Origin of the sequence: Flavobacterium hydrocarbonoxydans (genome assembly GCF_009789235.1) — a bacterium.
Classification (GTDB): Bacteria; Bacteroidota; Bacteroidia; order Flavobacteriales; family Flavobacteriaceae; genus Flavobacterium; species Flavobacterium hydrocarbonoxydans.
Genome location: NZ_WSTB01000004.1, coordinates 150,982 through 170,788, shown reverse-complemented (window position 1 = coordinate 170,788; position 19,807 = coordinate 150,982). Strand labels below are relative to the sequence as shown.

The following is a 19,807-nucleotide window of genomic DNA, read 5'->3' as shown; positions in this document are numbered from 1 at the left end:
GTTTGTTGTTTATTTTTTTTCTAATAGCTGTTTAACATTCTTAATCTAAAATCTAAAATCTAGAACTTAACTACAACTTTTTCAGAAACTAATTTGTCGTCTTTATAATATTCAAAAAACCATTGATTGTCCTTTGCATTTAATGTTCCCTGAACACCATCTTTGATTGCAATAAAAGAATCCGGACGTGATGTTTTCATTAATTTCATCACTACTTTTGGCGTTTTATCAATCAACTGATAACCAGTTTCTGTTGGTTGTGCATATAGTAAATTCGGGTCTGAAACATCAGGAGTAGGAGTTGCAACAACCGCTGATACAACCGGAGTCGCAACAACTGCTGTTGTAACTGCTGGAGCAGCTACAGTTGATGTCGCTCTTGCAGGCAATGCTGCTTTTGTTCCGTTGTATTTATAATGCAATTCATTGATTGAGACAAAAGCCATATCCAGACATTCCTTATAGGCAACTTCATATTCTTTTTCTTTGCTTTTTCCAACACCGGATGTATAAATTACTTTTCCGTAACAATCTTTAAACTCTACAAAAAGTTTTGTCATTAAAAAAGCGTTATCTCTTTTTACCTCGGCGTATAAAAGATCGCAACGTTCGTTATAGCCTTCCGGGAGCTGTTCGTTTGAATAAAAAGCTTCAAAACCTGCTTTGATCAAATTTGCTTTTGTCATGGTTGACAATCTGTATTGATTATCTGTTTTTTGAAAATCATATCGCAGCGGTACAATCACAGCCTTATAATCGTTAATAGATTGTGAAAATCCGATAACGGAAGCAAATAGGGCAAGCAATAAAAATTTAATTTTCATAATTATAAATATTTTTTAAGTTCTAATAAATGATTAATTTGTTTAATATTTTCAGGTGTTTCGATTTTTTTTTCATTAAAAAAAATAGCATCCAAACCTGCATTCAAAGCTCCGTTAATATCTGCATCCAGACAATCTCCAATCATGATGCTGTTCGCTTTAGAAGCCTTCGCAATATTAATCGCATAATCAAAGATAATACTATTTGGTTTCTTTACGCCTGCTAATTCAGAATTTGTAATCGTTGTAAAATAACCTGAAAGCAACGCGTTGTTTATTTTTTTATCCTGAACACCCGCAAAACCATTGGTTATAATGTGCAATTTGTACTTTGATTTCAAATACTCCAAGACCTCAATTGCACCATCAAAAAGATGATTATTGTCGGTTAAGAATTCGATATAATCAACAGCAATTTCGCTAATTTCGTCATCTGAGATGTCAATGTTCAGAGCGTCAAAAGAAAATCTTAATCTGTTATAACGCAATTCCTGATGGGTGATTGTATCGTTTTGGTATAATTTCCAGCAAGCCTGATTAATAGGCGCATATTTTTCGATAAAATCAGTTGTCTTAATATGCGGATATTTATCTTTAAAAATTCGATCAAAAGCCATTTCGGAGTTTTTATCAAAATCCCAAAGTGTGTGATCTAAATCAAAAAAAACATCTGTAATCGTATTTTGTAACATGGTAATCTAATTATTTAAATATTCGTTTATCAAATGGAAAGTCATGCTGATCTATAATTTTAATTTTATGAAAATCCTTGTGATACGGATTAATAAGCAAATTAAAATCTCCCTTTACGACTGCTGATGGAACTTTCAAAACACAAGAATCATTTCTTCGGATGAAATCATCGCCCATTGCCGCTGTTTCGAATGTGCCGGGAAAAACAGACCAATCTTCTTTCAGGGTTTTCAGATCTAATACCTCAATGTCAATTTCGTCAGGAATAATAATAGTGAGCATTACAAAATCGCCTGGCAAAGTTGCTAACGAAAGATGTACTAAAACCTCAGCCATGGCAAGTGCCCTGTTCTCTGCACAATAAATAATTTCAGTTCCTTTAGAATTCCATCTTGCGCCTGAAATTGCTGCACCACGTCCAGACAGCTCAATCGGATATTTTTTGCGCGCTAATCGAAAAACTTCCATTACACAAAAATTCCCTGATCAATTTTATTCAATTCGTTCACCACCATTTCTTTTCCGTAAGAATCTCTTAAGAGTTCAAAAGGAGTTAAGGAAGCTAATGCAAACGAAGGTGTGTTCAACCATAAATAAAATTGTTCTTCAGAGTCAAAAACTTCTTTTCCTAATGAAGTAACCTCAGCTAATTCGAGAATTTTTTCTGACTGTAAAGACTTGAATATAAAATTCTCTTTTACTTTATTTCTTTGAAGTGATTTGGTTGAAATTCCTAAAAAAGAAGCCCAATCCTCTTCATTAAAAGGGGCATTTTCTTTTATCAGATTAAAAAAATCATACGGAATTCCTTCGCGAATAGAATGACTAATCAACATTTTGTTTTTTAAAAACTCCCTATAGGTTATGTTTTTAGTAATGAGTTTGTACCCACTATCCTTCTCGACCTTGGTGATAAACCCTCTTACAGCCTTATCAATGGCTTCTCCCGATTTTAATTTTACAGCTTCCATAAAAAAGACATTTGACCGTAAATATAAGACAAATGTCTGAAAGAAGCAAATTTATCAAAAAACGCCTTCATCTACAAAACTATAATATTTTGTTTCGGTTATAATCAGATGGTCTAAAACTTTAACATCTAAACTATCACCGGCTATTTTAAGTTTTTTAGTAATCTGAAGATCGGCGTTACTCGGTTTCAAAACGCCAGACGGATGATTGTGACACAAAATCAGTCCTGTAGCACCCGATTCGAGAGCCAATTTAAACACCAAACGCACATCGACAATGGTACTCGAAATTCCGCCTTTGCTTAATTGTGATTTCGAAATTACTTTATTTGAATTATTCAGAAAAAGAACCCAAAATTCTTCGTGTGGCAGTTCGCCAATAATAGGCTGCATGATTTCGAAAACCAATTTGCTTGACGTAATTTTAACAAGTTCAACAGCATCTTCAGACCTTCTTCTTCTACCTAATTCGAGTGCTGCAATGATTGCGATAGCTTTTGCCTCTCCTATTCCTTTAAAATTTATCAATTGCGAAATCGACATTTTCCCTAAAGAATTTAATGTATCTACACTTGCTAAAATTCGTTTACTCAAATCTACAGCCGATTCGTTTCGACTGCCGGAACCAATCAAAATTGCAATCAGCTCGGCATCACTTAACGCACTTTTTCCTTTCAGCATTAATTTTTCGCGCGGCCTGTCGTCTTCGGACCAATTTGTAATAGGAAAATGTGTTGATTCCATTAAAATTAAATATTAAATAATGCTTTTGCTCATACAAATGCTATTTGTCATACCTACATAAGGTTCATAGTTTTCTACTATTTCAAAACCTACTTTTTGATAGAGACTAATTGCTTCTGTCTGCTTGTACAATGTTTCTAAAATGAAAGTCTCAAAACCCTGCTCTTTGGCTTTCAGCTCCAATTCTTTGATAACTAATTGCGCCAGACCTAAACCTCTGGCTTCAGGAGAAACGAACATTCTCTTTAGCTCAGCCGAATTTTCATTGTACCTTTTAAAACAGCCACAGCCAACTGGTTTTTCATCAAGATAAACGATAATCACATTTGGGTTAAACTCTATCAGGTTATTGCCCCAATACTCTTTTTTTAATTCGGGATATCTTTCCCATAAAAAAGTATCGAAGGTTTGTATTAAAAATATAAAATCTGGGTTCTCGCTTGTCGTAGCGATCACTTTTGTTGTTGCATTCATACTTAAAAATAGTGTTTGGGGATTTTTTGTTAAAAATAAGAAAAATCATTCATTAAAAATGTATTCGCATTCTAAAAAGAATTAAATTTATAGATAATCCGAATAACAAATTCTAACCCAATATGATGAAGACTATTTGTGTCCTATTTCTAATCGCATTTTCAGTGATTTCCTGTAACCAAAAAGAAAAAACGCAATTTGCAGTACATCATTCTACAGAAAAAACGGTTAAAACATTTGAAGAAAAATTATCCGAAGCGGCAATTTCAATAATCGACCCTTCTATTGATTATGATCCGGCTTACTTTTCGATTAAATATCCAAACGGAGATGTTCCTGCAAATAAAGGTGTTTGTACCGATGTGATCATTCGTGCTTATAGAAAACTAGACATTGATTTACAAAAAGAAGTGCATGAAGATATGATAGGTAATTTTAATCTTTATCCAAATTTAAAGAAATGGGGAATGACCAAAACCGACAAAAATATCGATCACAGAAGAGTTCCTAATCTGGAAATTTTCTTTGAACGAAAAGGAACAAAATTACCCGTAACCCAAAATCCATCCGATTATAAAACTGGCGAGTTAGTAACCTGGATGATAAACGGAAAGTTACCGCACATTGGTATCATCACTAACAAAAAATCTCAAGACGGAAAACGAAATTTAATCGTTCACAATGTAGGCGGTGGACAAGTGTTGGAAGATTGTTTGTTTGAATATCCAATTGTGGGACATTTTTTATATACAAATTCCAAAATGTAAATCCTATTAAGGAAATTCCAAAACAGAAATTCCAAATTCCAAACAAGTGATGGTGAAATGAATTTCAAAAAAAAATGTGCCAATTATATAAAAACAATTGACACATTTTCAAATTATCTCATTGACTAATTAATTACTCAATCAAACCTTTTACCTCATCAAAATTCAATCCGCCGTAGTTTCCTGAACTCATTAATAAAAGTGCTGAATTCTCTAAATTTAAATTGAATAAATATTCTTTGAATTCAACAGGATTCGTGTAAATTATTAAATCTTTTCTATTGAAAGAGCTGGCGATTTGCTCGTAAGTTACTTCTTCTAATTGTTTGATTTTTACTGCATCCGGCGAATAAAAAACAACCGCTACACCAGCATATTCAAGTGCTCCTTCGTATTCTTTCAAAAACTCAGCATTCAAACTAGAATACGTATGCAATTCTAAACATGCCACCAACGTTCTGTTTGGATATTGCTCCTTTACCGCTTTTGTAGTTGCAGCCACTTTACTTGGCGAATGTGCAAAATCTTTATACGCTACTTTGCCTTTTCCTTCAGCAATTTTCTCCAATCGTTTAGACGCTCCTTTAAAACTGGCGATAGCTTCGTAAAAATCAGCTTCGTCAACGCCCATATTCTGGCAAATCCATTTGGCTCCAGCCAAATTATTTAAGTTGTGCGCACCAAAAACTTCGATTGGCATATCGCCTTCGGGAGTTTTCAATAACGTTACACCATCGTTTACGGAATATTCTGGTGTGTGATAGGCTAATTTACGAATTGGGTTTACAGCGGCCTCTGCAACGCGTTTTACTTCTGGATCATTTTCGTTGTACACTAAAATTCCGCCATTGGTGATTTTGGCAATAAAAATTTCGAATTGCTCCACGTAATTTTCATACGTTGGAAAAACATTAATATGATCCCATGCAATTCCGGAAATCAAGGCAATATTAGGCTGGTACAAATGAAATTTTGGTCTTCTGTCAATCGGAGAAGATAAATATTCGTCGCCTTCCAGAACCATAAAATCATTCTCTTCAGTAAGATGCACCATTGTATCAAAACCTTCCAGCTGTGCTCCTACCATATAATCAACTTCGATATTATGATAATGCATAACGTGCAAAATCATCGAAGTAATAGTAGTTTTTCCGTGAGAACCACCTATTACAACACGTGTTTTATTTTTAGACTGTTCATATAAAAACTCCGGGTACGAATATATTTTCAAACCTAATTCCTGCGCTTTTAGCAATTCAGGATTGTCAGCTTTGGCGTGCATTCCTAAAATTACAGCTTCGATATCAGCAGTAATTTTTTCGGGAAACCAGCCTAATTCAGCAGGTAAAATTCCTTTTTTATCCAAACGCGATTTCGATGGTTCAAAAATAGCATCGTCGCTGCCGGTAACCTTGTATCCTTTGTTATGTAATGCTAATGCTAAGTTGTGCATGGCGCTTCCGCCTATGGCGATGAAATGTGTTTTCATTTTAAATTTCAATTTTTTTATCTGATTCCGTTCTTAATCCGGAAGTTACGATTTTGATATTTCGTTATTTTTATCAAACTCCTGTTTTAAATGCTTTGCTTTTTTAGGGTCTTTTAATTTGTTCAAATATAAATTATATAATTTTTGAAATGTAATTTTTGATTTCCCAATTTCGTCTGCTTTTATATAATTTTTTTCAGCCTCAGCATATCTTTCAAAATATTCATCAATTCTCCCTTTGGACATATACCCGTCAACCGGCGATAACCGGGCCAGTTCATGCGAGTATTTCAAAGCTTTTGACTCACTGCCTCCTACTATTGCCGGCAGTTGCAGGTACAGCTCTATCAAAGCCCATCTCGCAGGCAGATGTTTTGGATCTAAAAGAATAGCTTTTTCGAATGCCTTTTTCATATCCGACACCATTCCTAAAGCTTTAAATTTATTGGCTTCTAAAGCCAGCATCCCTAAAGAACCTCCATATTTATAAAAATAATCGGCTTCGGTAGGTTTTATTTCTTTGAGCTTTTTATAATATACAGCAGTCTGCTCCCAATTTTTATGATGGGCAGCAATATCTGCCAGGCGTTCTAATGTTTTAATATCATTAGGATTACTTTTTAAAACTGCCTTAAAAGCAATCTCGGCTTCTTCATACTTTTTAGAATTAAATAACTTATCCGCTTTTTCAAAGTTAGATTGTGACCAAACAAATATTGGTATCATCAAAAAAAGGAATAGTAGCTTTTTCATGTTTCAAAAATAAGGAAATATAAAATGTATCATTAGGTTTTAGGGATAAATTAGTAATTTGTACGAAATTTATTTTATTACGTTTCCAACCTTTTTCAAAAAACAACACTCTATATAGAAAACTCACTTTATGAAAAAAATATTATTTGCGTTCTTATTGTTTTCTACAACGCTATTCGCTCAACAAAATGATAAAAAATGGGCCAAAGTAATTAACTATGAAAACGAAGGAAAAATAAAATCATCGAACGAGATTGTTGTCGAAATCTATAAAAAAGCGGTAGAAAATAAAGACGAAGTGCAAATGATAAAATGCTTTTTTTATCAGTCGAAATACCTGCAAACGGTTGATGAAAATGCACAAACGAAGATTATAAATAATTTGAAAAGCGAAATTAACCGTGTTTCGATTCCATCAAAAGCAATATTGAATTTCGTTTACGCGAAGTGTCTGAATGATTATTACAACAGAAACAATTCTAAAATCAGAAGCAGAACCAATACCAATGCTTTTGATGAAGATTTTTTGACCTGGACTGAAGCTACTTTCAAAAATCAAATAGGTTTGATTATGAAAAAGACTTTAGAAAACGAAACCGTTTTAAAATCAACTTCATTAGAAAAATACGAGGCAATCTTTGATTTTTTTACCTTAGAGAAATTCAAAAAAGAAAACCTTTTTGATTATCTTTTAAAAGAAAATCTGGCTTTTTACAAACAAAAAGTGCATCAATGGGAAGTTGTAAAAAGTGATTTTACGCCCTATACCAAACAACTTTTAGGGAAATCTACAGATTTCATAAAGGTCGATTTCGGTTTTGCTACAAATGAAAACCTACGTACCGTTTTATCTTTATATCAAAATCAGGAATCGAACAACCCCTCCGGAGACAATCAGCTGGAGCGCATGCAATACTGCAAAAATAATCTTCTGGATTCTGACGAGGCTTATTTCCCAGCTTTGACTTCCCTTCAAAAAGAAACAAAAGAAGCTATTCTGATTCAGAACATTCAATTGGAAAAAGCTTCTGTTTTATCGCAAAAAGCTTCAAAAGAAACTCATCCGGATTATAACATCCAGGCTGTCTTTTTATTAGACAGTATTATTGCCGTAAATAACAGATCAAACGCTTACAAACTGGCTGTACAGCAAAAAGGATATATTCAATCCAAATCATTAAATATTCAGCTTCAGAAATACAGTTATTCAGATGAAAATACGAGAGCCCTTATTCGATATAAAAATGTTTCAGAAGTAAAAGTTTCTTTCTATAAAATCAATCAAAAACAACTTTTAGATTTAAGAGATTATTCTAAAAAAGGCACTTTAGCATCCGTTATTATCCAAAAAGGGGCAGTTATTGTAACCCAAAACTATACCATCAAAAACAAAAATGATTTTTTTGAATACACTACCGAGGTACTTTTACCAAATTTAAAAACCGGTTCTTATTTGGTTTATTTTGAAAGTGATTCAGAAACCAAAGACGAAAAAGCTTTTTCCTATGAAACCATTACTGTTTCTAATTTAGCTGTTTTGGCTTCTCAGAATATTTCCGGAGAAACGTTTCAGGTTCTGGACAGAAAAACCGGAAAACCATTAGAGAATGTGACGGTAAAATCGAAACATTATAATTTAAAAACGAATAAAAACGGTGTTGCATCTTACAGTCAAAAGAAATTCATTTACAACAATAACGATATTGAATTATCAACGAAAAATGATACTGTTTTAGTTCAGAAAAACTATCTCAGCTATTTTAATGAATATTCCAAAAATGATAACGAAAACGAAGATGATTTTAAAGGAAAAGTAGATTTTTATTTAGACCGGGCAATTTATCGCCCCGGGCAAACGGTTTATTACAAAGGGATTGCCATCCAAAAAAAGAATAATGAAACAAAGGTAGTGGCTAAAACAACATTCAAAATTATTATTCAGGACGCTGATTATAATGATTTTAAAGAATTTGATGTTATTACAAATGAATTCGGTTCTTTTTCGGGGGAATTCGTTTTACCAAAAAATGGCTTGACAGGTAATTTTACCATTGAAGCAGATGAACCTGATACTTATGAAAATGACATAGACTATAACAAAGGTAAAGACGAACACGCTTTCTGGGAAAATGTTGACTTTGAAGATTCTGCAATTGATTTTAGAGTTGAGGAATACAAACGTCCAAAATTTGAAATTACTTTTGAACCAAAAAAAGAGAGCTTTAAGGTCAATGAGCTGATTAAAGTACAAGGAAGTGCGAAAGCTTTTGCGGGCAGCAACATTTCTGATGCTGTAGTGAAATACACGGTTACCCGATATTCCAATTATTTTAGAGGTTTTTCCGGACCAGATGAAGAAACGGAAATTATAATTACCGGCGAAACGAAAACAGATGCTTCGGGAAAATTCAGTATTGACTTTACTGCAATTCCTCCTAAAAACACTAAAAAAGAGCAATTACCTGTTTTTAATTATCATATAAAAACCACTGTTACTGATATTAACGGCGAAACTCACGATGCTGAAACCGATGTAAAAGTTGGTTATCATGACTTGGTATTGGGTACCTCAGTTCCTTTTCAAATTGAAACCAAAAATAAAAACGAAATTCTACTTACGAGCACCAACTTAAATGGCGAATTCCTGGCTGTCAAAGGCGAAATCAAAATCTTTTATAAAAGTCCTTTTTCCGGAAAATTCAAACCCAGAGTCTGGCCCGTACCTGATTTTGAAACCATAAAGAATGCAGATTTTGAACGCTTGTTTCCTTATGAACAAAACGAAAAAATAACAACTGATACCACAACAACTTTACTTTATTCTAAAAAAATAGATACAGAAAAAGATAAAAAGATTGTTTTGGATTTCATTTCAAATTATAAATCAGGGAATTATAAAATAGTATTTTCAGCTAAAGATAGTTTTGATAATACTATAAAATCTTCCACGGATTTTCAGATTACGCAAAGCAAAGACAAGTTTAATACCAGTACTTTATTTAGTATCAAACAGATTAATGAAGATCCTAAAAAAGATGGTTTTGTTCTCTTAAAAATAACGTCGGTGATTCCTGAGCTTTATTTTTCTGTTACAGGAAATTACGATAGTAAAGTCTTTTTTGAAAAAACAGAACATCTTGAAAACAATGAAAAAATCATTAAAATCGCATTAAAAAAAGAATTTGAAAAGCATTTAAAAATAGGAATTCAGAGTGTTTTTGAGAATACTGTTTTCAACAAAGATATTGACGTATTTTTAAAAACTGAAGCACCAAAACTGGAGTTTACTACCGAAACTTTTAGAAGCAAACTACAACCCGGAACTAATGAAAACTGGTCCTTTAAATTAAAATCGACCCATACTAAAAATGAAGCCGAAGTGCTGGCCTCGATGTATGACAGCTCCTTAGACCAATTTGCAGCAAGCAGTTGGAACACTTTGGGATTTTATGATTACTCCTATAATAGCAGTAATATTAAATCAGATTTGGGTTTTGAAAAAACATCAAGTTATCTTCAGAATTTAAATATCCCAAAAAACAGAATTGAACTTCATAATGAAACGGCCAAGCTTATCTGGTTTGGATTTGATTTTAACAATGCTAATAATTCTGTTTTCCTTCAAAGAGAATATCAAAAACAACTTCGCAAAAAAGCAGAAAAACCAATTAATGCCAAATTGATTTCCGGAATCGTAACAGACGAATCGAATATGCCGCTTCCTGGGGTTAGCATTACAATCGAAGGAACACAACGAGGTACAAGTTCTGATTTTGATGGTTATTATGAAATTGAAGCTGTAAGAAACGAAGAACTTGTTTTTAGTTATATCGGTTTTAAAAATCAGTCCATAATAGTCAAAGATGCAAAAATTATCGATATAGTTCTAACTGAAGACCACAATAGTCTAGAAGAAGTTGTTGTTACCGGTTATGGGATACAGACTAAGAAAGCCAGTCTCTCTGCATCAATTTCGCGAATTAGTACAGGAAATTTTCTAGTTGGAGCAGACAGTACCAGTGTTGCAGGTGTTGTTGCAGGTGTACAAATTAGAGGAGCAGCCAGTCTTGAAGGAAAAACTCCTTTATATGTGGTGGATGGACAAATTATAAATGATATAAAAAATATAGATCCTGCGACTATTTTATCTGTTGATGTTTTAAAAGATGACAAAGCAACCGCTCTTTACGGAAGCAGAGGTGCAAATGGAGTGATTATCATTAACACCAAAAAAGCATTAGAAGAACTGACACAGGTAAAAGCAAGAAAAAATCTTTCTGAAACTGCTTTCTTTTTACCGAATTTAAGAACTGATGCAGACGGAAAAGTAAGCTTCAACTTTACTTCTCCGGAAGCATTAACATCTTGGAAACTTCGTTTGCTAGCTCATAATAAAAAAGCGATTACAGGTTATTTAGAAAAAATTGTCCTTACTCAAAAAGAGTTAATGATTTTACCCAATTTTCCTCGCTTTTTCAGAGAGAAAGACACCATTGTAATTAGTGCTAAAATCTCGAATATTACCGGCGAAGCCAAAACAGGAATTGCCATGCTGCAGTTTTTTGATGCTGCAACCATGCAGCCAATAGACAACGAAATGCTGAATGCGCAAAACGTTAAGAACTTTACCATTCCGGCTTTTGGTAATACAACAGCCAACTGGACTATTACAATTCCGGAAGGCTTACAAGGTGTTCAGTATAAAATTCTGGCAAAATCAGGTGATTATTCGGATGGTGAAGAAAACATACTTCCGGTTTTAACGAATAATATGCTGGTTACAGAAAGTATTCCGATTTGGGTTCGTGAGAATTCTAAAAAAGAATATACGTTTGAGAATTTAAAAAACAATACCTCATCGACTTTAAAAAATCATCAGTTTACTTTCGAATATACATCAAACCCAACATGGATTACCATTCAGTCTCTTCCTTATTTGATGGAATACGAACATGAATGCGCGGAACAGACTTTTGCACGATTTTATGCCAATGCGCTGGCTTCGGATATTATCGGGAGTAATCCAAAAATTGCTACTGTGTTTGAAAAGTGGAGAAAAAGCGGAAATCTAAATTCCAAATTAGAAGAAAACGAAGAATTAAAATCGATAATTCTGGCAGAAACACCCTGGCTAAATGATGCTAAAAGTGAAGACGAAAAGAAAAAGAATCTGGGGCTGTTATTCGATTTAGAAAAAATGAAAAATTCTCAGGAAGCCACTTTCGATAAATTAAAGCAAAAACAAAAATCATCCGGAGGTTTCCCATGGTTTGAAGGCAGCGACGAAAGCGAATACATCACCAGACACATTCTGGCAGGATTAGGCCATTTATCTAAATTGAGTAAAGACGAAAATAATACTTCTAAAATGGACGAAATTGCTAAGACTGGAATTCCGTTTTTAGACCGTAAGTTTTTAGACTATCACAAAATCAGAACAAAGAATGCTAAAGCTACAAATAAATTGATTTGGGTAAATCCTAATGCTGATTTACATTATTTCTACACAAGAAGCTTTTATTTGGAAAAACACCCACTTTCGGATACTTTGAAAAAAGCGTCTAAAATGTATTTTGAAGCCGCTAAAAAAGACTGGCTTACCTATTCGCTTTACGAAAAAGGATTAGCCGCTTTGGCACTGAATCGTTTTGGAGAAAAAGAAACGGCTAAAAAAATCATCGAAAGCCTAAAAGAAACGTCATCAAATAACGAAGATTGGGGCATGTACTGGATTGCCAATAAAGCAGGCTGGTATTGGTATCAGGCGCCTATTGAAACTCAGGCTTTATTGATTGAGGCTTTCGCCGAAGTGACTCAGGACACCAAATCAGTCGATGCTATGAAAGTCTGGCTATTAAAAAACAAACAAACCAAAAACTGGCCCACCACAAAATCAACAACCGAAGCCATTTATGCTTTATTGATGCAAGGCACCGACTGGACAAGTGTAAAAGACAATACTATCATCAAACTTGGTAATGAAAAAATCATAACCAAAAAACTGTCAGAAAACGAAAAAGAAGCAGAAACAGGTTACATCAAACTCAACTGGAAAGCAGAAGAAGTAAAAAAAGAAATGGCGTCAATTTCTATCGAAAACAAATCGAAAGTTCCGGGATATGGCGGCGTGTATTGGCAATATTTTGAAGATTTGGATAAAATTCAAAATAACTCCGGGGCAGTTTTATCTGTTAGTAAAGAATTGTATTTGAAGAAAAGCACTTTGAAAGGAGATGAATTAGAAAAAATCTCTTCTAAAAATGAATTAAAAACGGGCGATTTGGTTACCGTGAGATTGATAATTTCATCGAAGGAAGACGTGGAATTTGTACATTTAAAAGACATGCGTGCTTCTTGTTTTGAGCCTGTAGCTGTACTTTCAGAATACCAATACAAAGATGGTTTAGGATATTATAGGAGTACAAAAGATGCTGCAACACATTTCTTTTTTGACCAAATCAACAAAGGAACCTATATTTTAGAATATGATATTCGGGTGAACAATAGTGGAGAATTTTCTAATGGAATTACCACAATCCAGAGTATGTATGCTCCTGAATTCGCCAGTCATACCAAAGGAATTCGGGTAAAAGTGAAACAATAAGTATAACTAAAATTCCAAAAATAAAATTCCTAATTCCAAAAAAAATCCGCCACGAATTCACGAATTATTTTAAAAATATTCGTGAATTCGTGGCGGAAAAAAAATCAGATTATTTAATAATCGTCAATTCATTTATAATATTTTTTGCTCCGGCGTATTTGTCAATAATCCAAAGTACATAACGAATATCAACGTTGATAGTTCTTTGCAAATTAGGATCAAAAATAACATCACCCGCCATAGCTTCGATATTTCCGTCAAAAGCAATTCCAATTAATTCTCCTTTTCCGTTAAGAACCGGTGAACCTGAATTTCCTCCTGTGATATCGTTATCCGTTAAGAAATTTACTGGCATATATCCTGCTTTATCCGCATATTGACCAAAATCTTTTGCTTTGTTCAATTCTAATAAACGAGCCGGTAAATCAAATTCCTGATCACCTGCTTTATACTTTTTCACCATACTTTCCATGGTTGTATAATTGTTGATTTTAGCATCATTGCGAGGGTCTGCAGGTAAAGCGCGAACTTTTCCATACGTCAATCTTAATGTAGAATTGGCATCCGGATATTGAATCGCATTTAGTTTTGATTCTCTAAAACCTTCAACCAATTTACGATAAGCTGTTGCAAAAACGTCGTCAGCTCTGGTTTGATCATCTGTTTTTGCACGGTATTTTGTCAATAAATCATTAGAAATAATATACAACGGGTCGTGTACAATTGCCAATGGCTTTGGATCTGCCATAAACGCCAGCACTTTTTCTTTAGTAGTAAAATAACTTACTTCTGTTGCTTTTGCTACATCATTTGTAAAATCTCCATTATTTTCAGATTTCATTTTAGCGATATGTGTTGCCAAACCATATTCAGCAGCTTTAGAAGAATACAAATTTAATTGTGCCGTTAAAACATCTTTTTCTAATGGAGCGTAAAATTCGCCATAGATGGTTTCAATCATGGCATTTATTTTAGGAAGCATTTCTGCTTTTTTTGCATCATTTTCGTTATAGTAAGCGATTAATGCGTTTCCTAAATTTGCTGGTCCTGTTGCATAACTAGACGTACGCAAAAGCTGCATAAGGTAATTATCGTGGCGTGCTTTTATATTGGTTTGTCGGTAATAGTTGTTAATAGTTGGAATTACATTTTCGTATTTTTCCTTATTAGCATCCTTACTTGCCCATTCGTAGAACTTATCTTCTTGTCCCGTTTTAGCTTCAACCGTTCCAGCTTTTGTTAAAGCATCAATCATTCCCTGACGATTTTTCCAGTAATTCGCTGTCGAAGCATATTTTGAAGCATATTGCAAACGAACTGTTGCATCAGCATCCATATATTTTTTCATTTGGTCCATTCCGGTTTTAGCACCTTCAACCCAGGCAGGATAAGCGTATTGAATGTTTTGCTCGATTCCACCAGCCGGCATCCAGCGGTTTGTTCTTCCAGGATAACCCAAAATCATGGCAAAATCATTTTCTTTAACCCCTTTGATACTTACTGGCAAATAATGCTTTGGCTGCAAAGGCACATTGTCTTTAGAATACGCTGCAGGATTACCGTTTTTATCAGCATAAACTCTGAACATAGAGAAATCTCCTGTTTGACGAGGCCACTCCCAGTTATCTGTATCCCCTCCAAATTTACCAACACTTTCCGGAGGCGTTCCTACTAAACGAACGTCTGTGTAATCCTGGTAAACAAAATAGTAATATTCATTTCCCTGAAAGAAAGGACGAACAGAAACCGTATATTTTCCGCCTTCGTTATTTTCTTTTTCAATTAATGCAATCTCTTGCTGAATGACTTTGTTTCTTTCTGTTTCTGTCATTGTATCGTTTACTTTTGACAAAATTCTTTTCGAAACATCATCCATACGCACGAAGAAACGAACGTATAATGATTTTGGTTTCATTTCAGCGCTTTTTTCTTTCGCCCAAAAACCATCTTTTAAATAGTTTTGTTCAGCAGTCGAAAGTTCTGCAATTGCGTTGTATCCACAGTGGTGATTCGTTAGAACTAAACCTTCTTTTGAAACGATTTCAGCAGTACATCCACCATTAAATTGTACAATCGCATCTTTTAAACTGTGATTGTTAATACTGTAAATTTCCTGAGCTGTCAATTGCAAGCCCATTTTTTGCATATCTCGATGATTCAGTCTTTCGATGAACATCAAAAACCACATTCCTTCATCAGCTCTTACCGGAAAAGCCATAAGTAACATGGTAAAGAATAAAATTATTTTTTTCATGATATTTTGTTTAAGTTATGCGAATATAATTCATTTTCTCAAAAAAATAGAAGCTTAACATATAAAAGCTAAAAAAATCAAATTCATTTTGAATAATTTTTAGTAAATCTATATTTATACTATAAAAAAAGAGAAACCGATTTCGTAAAAATTTAAAACAGAAAAACATATTAAAAACTAACATAAATTATAATTTCATTCTAAAAAAATATTTTATTTGTAAAAATAAACTCTCAATGAAAAAAATTTAATCAAAAACTTTTCTTACAAAATAAATAATACTAGTTTTGTAAAAATTAATTTACAAAACTAAAATGAAAAAATTATTAGTATGTGCTGCATTGCTTATAAGCGGATTGGCAAGTGCACAAAAAGGATCTGTATTAGTAGGTGGAAATATTGGATTTGCATCAGACAAAGTAGGAGAAGCCAAATCGACTTCTTTTGAATTTAACCCAAAAATTGGATATCAATTTGCGGATAAATGGACAGCAGGTGTTGAAGGATATATCGCAAGTGTTGATAGTGACTGGGCTGAGAAAACTGAAAAATACAAAATTGGCGGATTCGTCCGTTACACACAATCCCTTTCTGAAACCTTTGCTGTATTTGCAGATTTAGGAGCCGGTTATCAAAATGAATCCGTAAATGATGCAAAAGGAATGTATGTAAATCTAATTCCAAATTTATTCATTAATATGAAAAACGGATTTGGTTTGAATTTCTCTATTGGAGGAATTGGCTATAATAATCTTGACGGCAGAAATGACGAAAGAAGAGAAAGCTTCGGATTTGATTTTGGAAAAACATTCAACATCGGAATTTCTAAAAACTTCGCACTATAAAAATGAATACATAAAATAAAAGACCGCATAAAAACGGCCTTTTGTTTTTTGTTTGAATTTTAATGGTGAGTGTGAACCCGGGAAAATAGTATTATTTTTTCGGGTTTTGTATTTTCTATTCGTTCAACATTTTCCAAAGTTTGTCTTTCAATTCTGTCAAACCTTGTTGTGCAACAGATGAAATAAACATATAAGGAACATCTTTGAAAGCAACATCCAATTCTGCTTTCAATTCTGCTTTCAGTTCGTCGTCCAGCATATCGCATTTTGAGATAACCAGCAAACGTTCTTTATCTAACATTTCCGGATTGTATTTTGTTAATTCGTTTACCAAAATATCATACTCTCCCTTAATATCCGGCGTATCCACAGGAACTAAAAACAATAATGTTGAATTACGCTCGATATGACGCAAGAAATAATGTCCAAGACCTTTTCCTTCAGCGGCACCTTCGATAATTCCAGGAATATCAGCAATTACAAACGATTGATAATCTCTGTAAGCCACAATTCCTAAGTTTGGTTTTAGCGTTGTAAACGGATAATCCGCAATTTTTGGCTTAGCCGAAGTCAATACAGACAACAAAGTTGATTTTCCCGCATTAGGAAAACCTACCAATCCAACATCTGCCAAAACTTTAAGTTCCAGAATAACATCCATTTCTACTCCAGGCAAACCTGGCTGTGCGTATCGTGGTGTTTGATTGGTTGAACTTCTAAAGTGCCAGTTTCCTAAACCACCTTTTCCTCCTTTTGAAAGGATTCTTTTTTCACCGTCTTCGGTAATTTCGAATAAGGTTTCTCCGGTTTCTTTGTCTTTTACCACAGTTCCTAATGGCACTTCGATAAATTTATCATCTCCATCAGCCCCCGTACTACGGTCTCCTCCTCCATCTCCACCGTGACCAGCTTTAATATGACGAGCAAATTTTAAGTGAAACAATGTCCAAAGACCTTTATTTCCAACTAAATATACGTGTCCACCGCGTCCACCATCTCCTCCGTCTGGCCCACCTTTTTCAATAAATTTCTCTCTATGTAAATGTGTAGATCCTTTTCCTCCCTTTCCGGAAGAAACATATATCTTAACATAATCTACAAAATTTCCTTCTGTCATTGTTTTAAATTTCAGATTTTAGATTTTAGATTTTAGATTACTCTGAAATCTTATTTCCAAGATCTATTGTTAACTTATAGTTTCAAGTTTCAAGTTTCAGGTTTCAAGTTGGCACAACGCACGTAACCTGAAACCTGAAACAAAATAAAACCTGAAACAATTTTCTATTCTTTTAGTGTTTTTACCAACACTTTATCAATTTTTACGCCGTCCATATCGATTACTTCGAGCACAAATTTTTGCCAGATTAATTTCTCGCCTTCCTTCGGAATATGTGAAAGCTCGGTCATAATCATTCCGCTCACGGTGTTGACTTCATAATCATTTGTCAGTTCGTCTAACTCAAAATAAGTTAAGAAATCATGCAATGAATAATGTCCGTCCACCATCCAGGATCCATCTTCTCTTTCGATAAGTTGAAATTCATCTTTATAAAAATCGGATGCATCACCTACCAAAGCTTCCAGAATATCATTCAGGGTAATAATTCCCTGAAAAACACCATATTCATCCGAAACTAAAGCGTAGTGAACACCTGTTTTCTTAAAATTTTCAAGGGCTTTGTAGGCCGTCGTTTGCTCCATTAAATACGGTGCATCTGTCATTATTGCGCCTAAATCGAACGTATCTTTTTCGATGGAAGCGAATATGTTTTTTAATGTTACAATTCCTACTATATCATCGTAATTATCACTGTAAACTGGATAAATAGTATGTAAGTCTTCTAAAACCAGTTCTTTTATTTTTGCTTTATCAGCATTAAGCGGCAACATATCTACCGACTTGCGATGCGTCATTAAGGAGTTTACTTTTCGGTCGCCAATATGAAAAACACGCTCCACGATGTCCTGCTCTATTTCCTGAACTTCACCGCCTTCGGTTCCTTCTTTGATGATCGCTTTTATTTCTTCTTCGGTCACTTTTCCGTCGGCTGATGGTTTAATTTGCAGAACATTCAATAAAAAATCTGTCGATGATGTCAACAACCAAATAAATGGTGCTGTAATAATCGATACGATTTTCATCGGTAAGGCAACTGCTTTTGCAATCGCTTCCGGGTAATTTAAGCCAATACGTTTTGGCAATAATTCACCCAGGACCAATGAGAAAAACGTTAGTGTAACGACCACAATTCCCACTGCAACCGAATGGGCAAAGGGTTTTAAAACTGCAAATCCGCTAACAAATGTTTCTACATCCATCGTGATTTTGTCGCCAGAATAAATACCCGTCAAAATCCCGATTAAGGTAATTCCGATTTGTACTGTGGACAAAAACTTGTTTGGAGAATTGGCTAAATCGAGCGCAATTTTGGCACTTTTGTTCCCTTTTTTTGCTGCTGTCTCCAGTCGGTTTTTTCTGGCTGAAATCAGTGCGATTTCTGACATAGAGAAAACTCCGTTTAATAGTATCAGAAAAAATATTATTAGTATTTCCAATTTTTAGTAGATTCGTTATTTATTTGGTTCGTTAATGCAATTATTAATTCGGGTCGTTTCTAGCCCAGATGGAAGAGAAAAGCCCGGAGCTAAAAAAACTAATTTTTCTTACCAGAAAACAGCGACCAGCGGAAGCTCGTTTTATGGTGTAGAAAAATAGTTTTTTTAGCGAGGACTTGTAACGTACAGCTGGATTGGCTTCTACAAATTATCTATAACTGACGTTAATCTCTCAGTAATTTCTTCGATAGTTCCGATACCGTTTACGGCGTGAAACTTGTTTTGTTCTTTATAATACCCGATTAATGGGGCTGTTTTTTCGTTGTATTCCTGATATCTTACGCGAATTTTTTCTTCGTCCTGATCATCCACTCTTCCGCTGGTTTTTCCTCTTTCAAGTAAACGAGCTACCAGAATCTCGTCGTCAGCCTCCAAAGCGATTGTAGCGGTAACGCTAGAACCAATTGTTGGCAAAAATTTATCTAAAGCTTCAGCCTGATTGATTGTTCTTGGGTAACCATCGAACAAAAACCCGTTTGAATCTAAGTGTTTATTTACTTCATCGATCAACATTTCGGTAGTTAATTCGCAAGGAACCAGCTCTCCGTTATCCATAAAAACTCTTGCTTTTTTTCCTAAATCTGTATCATTTTTTAAGTTAAAACGAAAAATATCTCCTGTAGAAAGATGTGTTAATTTGTATTTTTCTTTTAAAAATTCTGCCTGAGTTCCTTTTCCTGCACCAGGCTTTCCGAATAAAACGATGTTAATCATAATGTTAGTGTTGCTTTGACTTCTTTAATTTTTAAGAAGTTTAAAATGAATATTATAGT

General features: G+C 34.2%; 15 protein-coding genes. 3 read left to right on the top strand and 12 right to left on the bottom strand.

Translation table 11 applies throughout. The features are described 5' to 3' along the window. Nucleotides 1-59: 59 nt before the first annotated feature. Genes GON26_RS08605 through GON26_RS08580 form a run of 6 tightly spaced genes read right to left on the bottom strand, consistent with a single transcriptional unit; the run spans nucleotide 60 to nucleotide 3,706 of the window. Nucleotides 60-824: a hypothetical protein gene (locus GON26_RS08605; protein WP_160374428.1), complete on the bottom strand. Its 765-nt coding sequence runs from the start codon at nucleotides 822-824 to the stop codon at nucleotides 60-62. Nucleotides 825-826: 2 nt separating this feature from the next. Further along, a complete protein-coding gene (locus tag GON26_RS08600; RefSeq protein WP_160374427.1) occupies nucleotides 827-1,516 on the bottom strand; it encodes a YjjG family noncanonical pyrimidine nucleotidase in 690 nt (229 codons plus the stop codon). Between the two features lie 10 nt (nucleotides 1,517-1,526). Continuing rightward, nucleotides 1,527-1,985 (bottom strand): RES family NAD+ phosphorylase, encoded by a 459-nt coding sequence (locus GON26_RS08595; RefSeq protein ID WP_160374426.1) that lies wholly within the window; start codon nucleotides 1,983-1,985, stop codon nucleotides 1,527-1,529. Then, the gene (gene parS, locus GON26_RS08590; protein WP_160374425.1) at nucleotides 1,985-2,488 is read right to left on the bottom strand and encodes a type II RES/Xre toxin-antitoxin system antitoxin; all 504 of its coding nucleotides are present in this window, start codon (nucleotides 2,486-2,488) and stop codon (nucleotides 1,985-1,987) included. The genes GON26_RS08595 and parS overlap by 1 nt, the downstream gene beginning before the upstream one ends. Before the next feature lie 54 nt (nucleotides 2,489-2,542). Next, the gene (radC, locus tag GON26_RS08585) at nucleotides 2,543-3,232 is read right to left on the bottom strand and encodes a RadC family protein (protein WP_160374424.1); all 690 of its coding nucleotides are present in this window, start codon (nucleotides 3,230-3,232) and stop codon (nucleotides 2,543-2,545) included. A 12-nt stretch (nucleotides 3,233-3,244) separates the two neighbouring features. Next, nucleotides 3,245-3,706 (bottom strand): GNAT family N-acetyltransferase, encoded by a 462-nt coding sequence (locus tag GON26_RS08580; RefSeq protein ID WP_160374423.1) that lies wholly within the window; start codon nucleotides 3,704-3,706, stop codon nucleotides 3,245-3,247. Between the two features lie 125 nt (nucleotides 3,707-3,831). Between GON26_RS08580 and GON26_RS08575 the strand changes: the two genes are divergently transcribed. Next, the gene (locus GON26_RS08575; RefSeq protein WP_160374677.1) at nucleotides 3,832-4,473 is read left to right on the top strand and encodes a DUF1287 domain-containing protein; all 642 of its coding nucleotides are present in this window, start codon (nucleotides 3,832-3,834) and stop codon (nucleotides 4,471-4,473) included. A gap of 133 nt (nucleotides 4,474-4,606) precedes the next feature. On the opposite strand, the gene GON26_RS08570 is transcribed toward GON26_RS08575, so the two are convergent. Continuing rightward, nucleotides 4,607-5,962 carry a UDP-N-acetylmuramate--L-alanine ligase gene (locus GON26_RS08570; protein WP_160374422.1) on the bottom strand — a complete coding sequence of 452 codons (1,356 nt, stop codon included), beginning with the start codon at nucleotides 5,960-5,962 and terminating at the stop codon, nucleotides 4,607-4,609. Between the two features lie 45 nt (nucleotides 5,963-6,007). Continuing rightward, nucleotides 6,008-6,715 carry a tetratricopeptide repeat protein gene (locus GON26_RS08565; protein ID WP_160374421.1) on the bottom strand — a complete coding sequence of 236 codons (708 nt, stop codon included), beginning with the start codon at nucleotides 6,713-6,715 and terminating at the stop codon, nucleotides 6,008-6,010. A gap of 130 nt (nucleotides 6,716-6,845) precedes the next feature. Here GON26_RS08565 and GON26_RS08560 point away from each other — a divergent pair, with 130 nt between their 5' ends. Beyond that, on the top strand, nucleotides 6,846-13,319 hold the full coding sequence (locus tag GON26_RS08560) for an alpha-2-macroglobulin family protein (RefSeq protein WP_160374420.1): 6,474 nt from the start codon (nucleotides 6,846-6,848) through the stop codon (nucleotides 13,317-13,319). A 109-nt stretch (nucleotides 13,320-13,428) separates the two neighbouring features. On the opposite strand, the gene GON26_RS08555 is transcribed toward GON26_RS08560, so the two are convergent. Further along, complete coding sequence (locus GON26_RS08555; RefSeq protein WP_160374419.1) at nucleotides 13,429-15,573, bottom strand: S46 family peptidase; 2,145 nt, start codon at nucleotides 15,571-15,573, stop codon at nucleotides 13,429-13,431. Between the two features lie 314 nt (nucleotides 15,574-15,887). On the opposite strand from GON26_RS08555, the gene GON26_RS08550 reads away from it, so the two are divergent. Continuing rightward, nucleotides 15,888-16,418 carry an outer membrane beta-barrel protein gene (locus GON26_RS08550; protein ID WP_160374418.1) on the top strand — a complete coding sequence of 177 codons (531 nt, stop codon included), beginning with the start codon at nucleotides 15,888-15,890 and terminating at the stop codon, nucleotides 16,416-16,418. 115 nt (nucleotides 16,419-16,533) lie between these two features. Here GON26_RS08550 and obgE read toward each other — a convergent pair whose 3' ends face one another. The 3 genes from obgE to GON26_RS08535 all read right to left on the bottom strand — a co-directional run bounded on the left by obgE (nucleotide 16,534) and on the right by GON26_RS08535 (nucleotide 19,748). Then, nucleotides 16,534-17,535 (bottom strand): GTPase ObgE, encoded by a 1,002-nt coding sequence (obgE, locus tag GON26_RS08545; RefSeq protein ID WP_160374417.1) that lies wholly within the window; start codon nucleotides 17,533-17,535, stop codon nucleotides 16,534-16,536. A 164-nt stretch (nucleotides 17,536-17,699) separates the two neighbouring features. Continuing rightward, a complete protein-coding gene (locus GON26_RS08540) occupies nucleotides 17,700-18,974 on the bottom strand; it encodes a hemolysin family protein (protein ID WP_160374416.1) in 1,275 nt (424 codons plus the stop codon). A gap of 201 nt (nucleotides 18,975-19,175) precedes the next feature. Continuing rightward, a complete protein-coding gene (locus tag GON26_RS08535) occupies nucleotides 19,176-19,748 on the bottom strand; it encodes an adenylate kinase (protein WP_160374415.1) in 573 nt (190 codons plus the stop codon). Nucleotides 19,749-19,807 lie beyond the last annotated feature (59 nt).

Coding starts and splice junctions, on each gene's coding strand:
- GON26_RS08605 (WP_160374428.1), bottom strand. CDS start 824: ATGAAAATTAAATTTTTATTGCTTGCCCTATTTGCTTCCGTTATCGGA.
- GON26_RS08600 (WP_160374427.1), bottom strand. CDS start 1,516: ATGTTACAAAATACGATTACAGATGTTTTTTTTGATTTAGATCACACA.
- GON26_RS08595 (WP_160374426.1), bottom strand. CDS start 1,985: ATGGAAGTTTTTCGATTAGCGCGCAAAAAATATCCGATTGAGCTGTCT.
- parS (WP_160374425.1), bottom strand. CDS start 2,488: ATGGAAGCTGTAAAATTAAAATCGGGAGAAGCCATTGATAAGGCTGTA.
- radC (WP_160374424.1), bottom strand. CDS start 3,232: ATGGAATCAACACATTTTCCTATTACAAATTGGTCCGAAGACGACAGG.
- GON26_RS08580 (WP_160374423.1), bottom strand. CDS start 3,706: ATGAATGCAACAACAAAAGTGATCGCTACGACAAGCGAGAACCCAGAT.
- GON26_RS08575 (WP_160374677.1), top strand. CDS start 3,832: ATGAAGACTATTTGTGTCCTATTTCTAATCGCATTTTCAGTGATTTCC.
- GON26_RS08570 (WP_160374422.1), bottom strand. CDS start 5,962: ATGAAAACACATTTCATCGCCATAGGCGGAAGCGCCATGCACAACTTA.
- GON26_RS08565 (WP_160374421.1), bottom strand. CDS start 6,715: ATGAAAAAGCTACTATTCCTTTTTTTGATGATACCAATATTTGTTTGG.
- GON26_RS08560 (WP_160374420.1), top strand. CDS start 6,846: ATGAAAAAAATATTATTTGCGTTCTTATTGTTTTCTACAACGCTATTC.
- GON26_RS08555 (WP_160374419.1), bottom strand. CDS start 15,573: ATGAAAAAAATAATTTTATTCTTTACCATGTTACTTATGGCTTTTCCG.
- GON26_RS08550 (WP_160374418.1), top strand. CDS start 15,888: ATGAAAAAATTATTAGTATGTGCTGCATTGCTTATAAGCGGATTGGCA.
- obgE (WP_160374417.1), bottom strand. CDS start 17,535: ATGACAGAAGGAAATTTTGTAGATTATGTTAAGATATATGTTTCTTCC.
- GON26_RS08535 (WP_160374415.1), bottom strand. CDS start 19,748: ATGATTAACATCGTTTTATTCGGAAAGCCTGGTGCAGGAAAAGGAACT.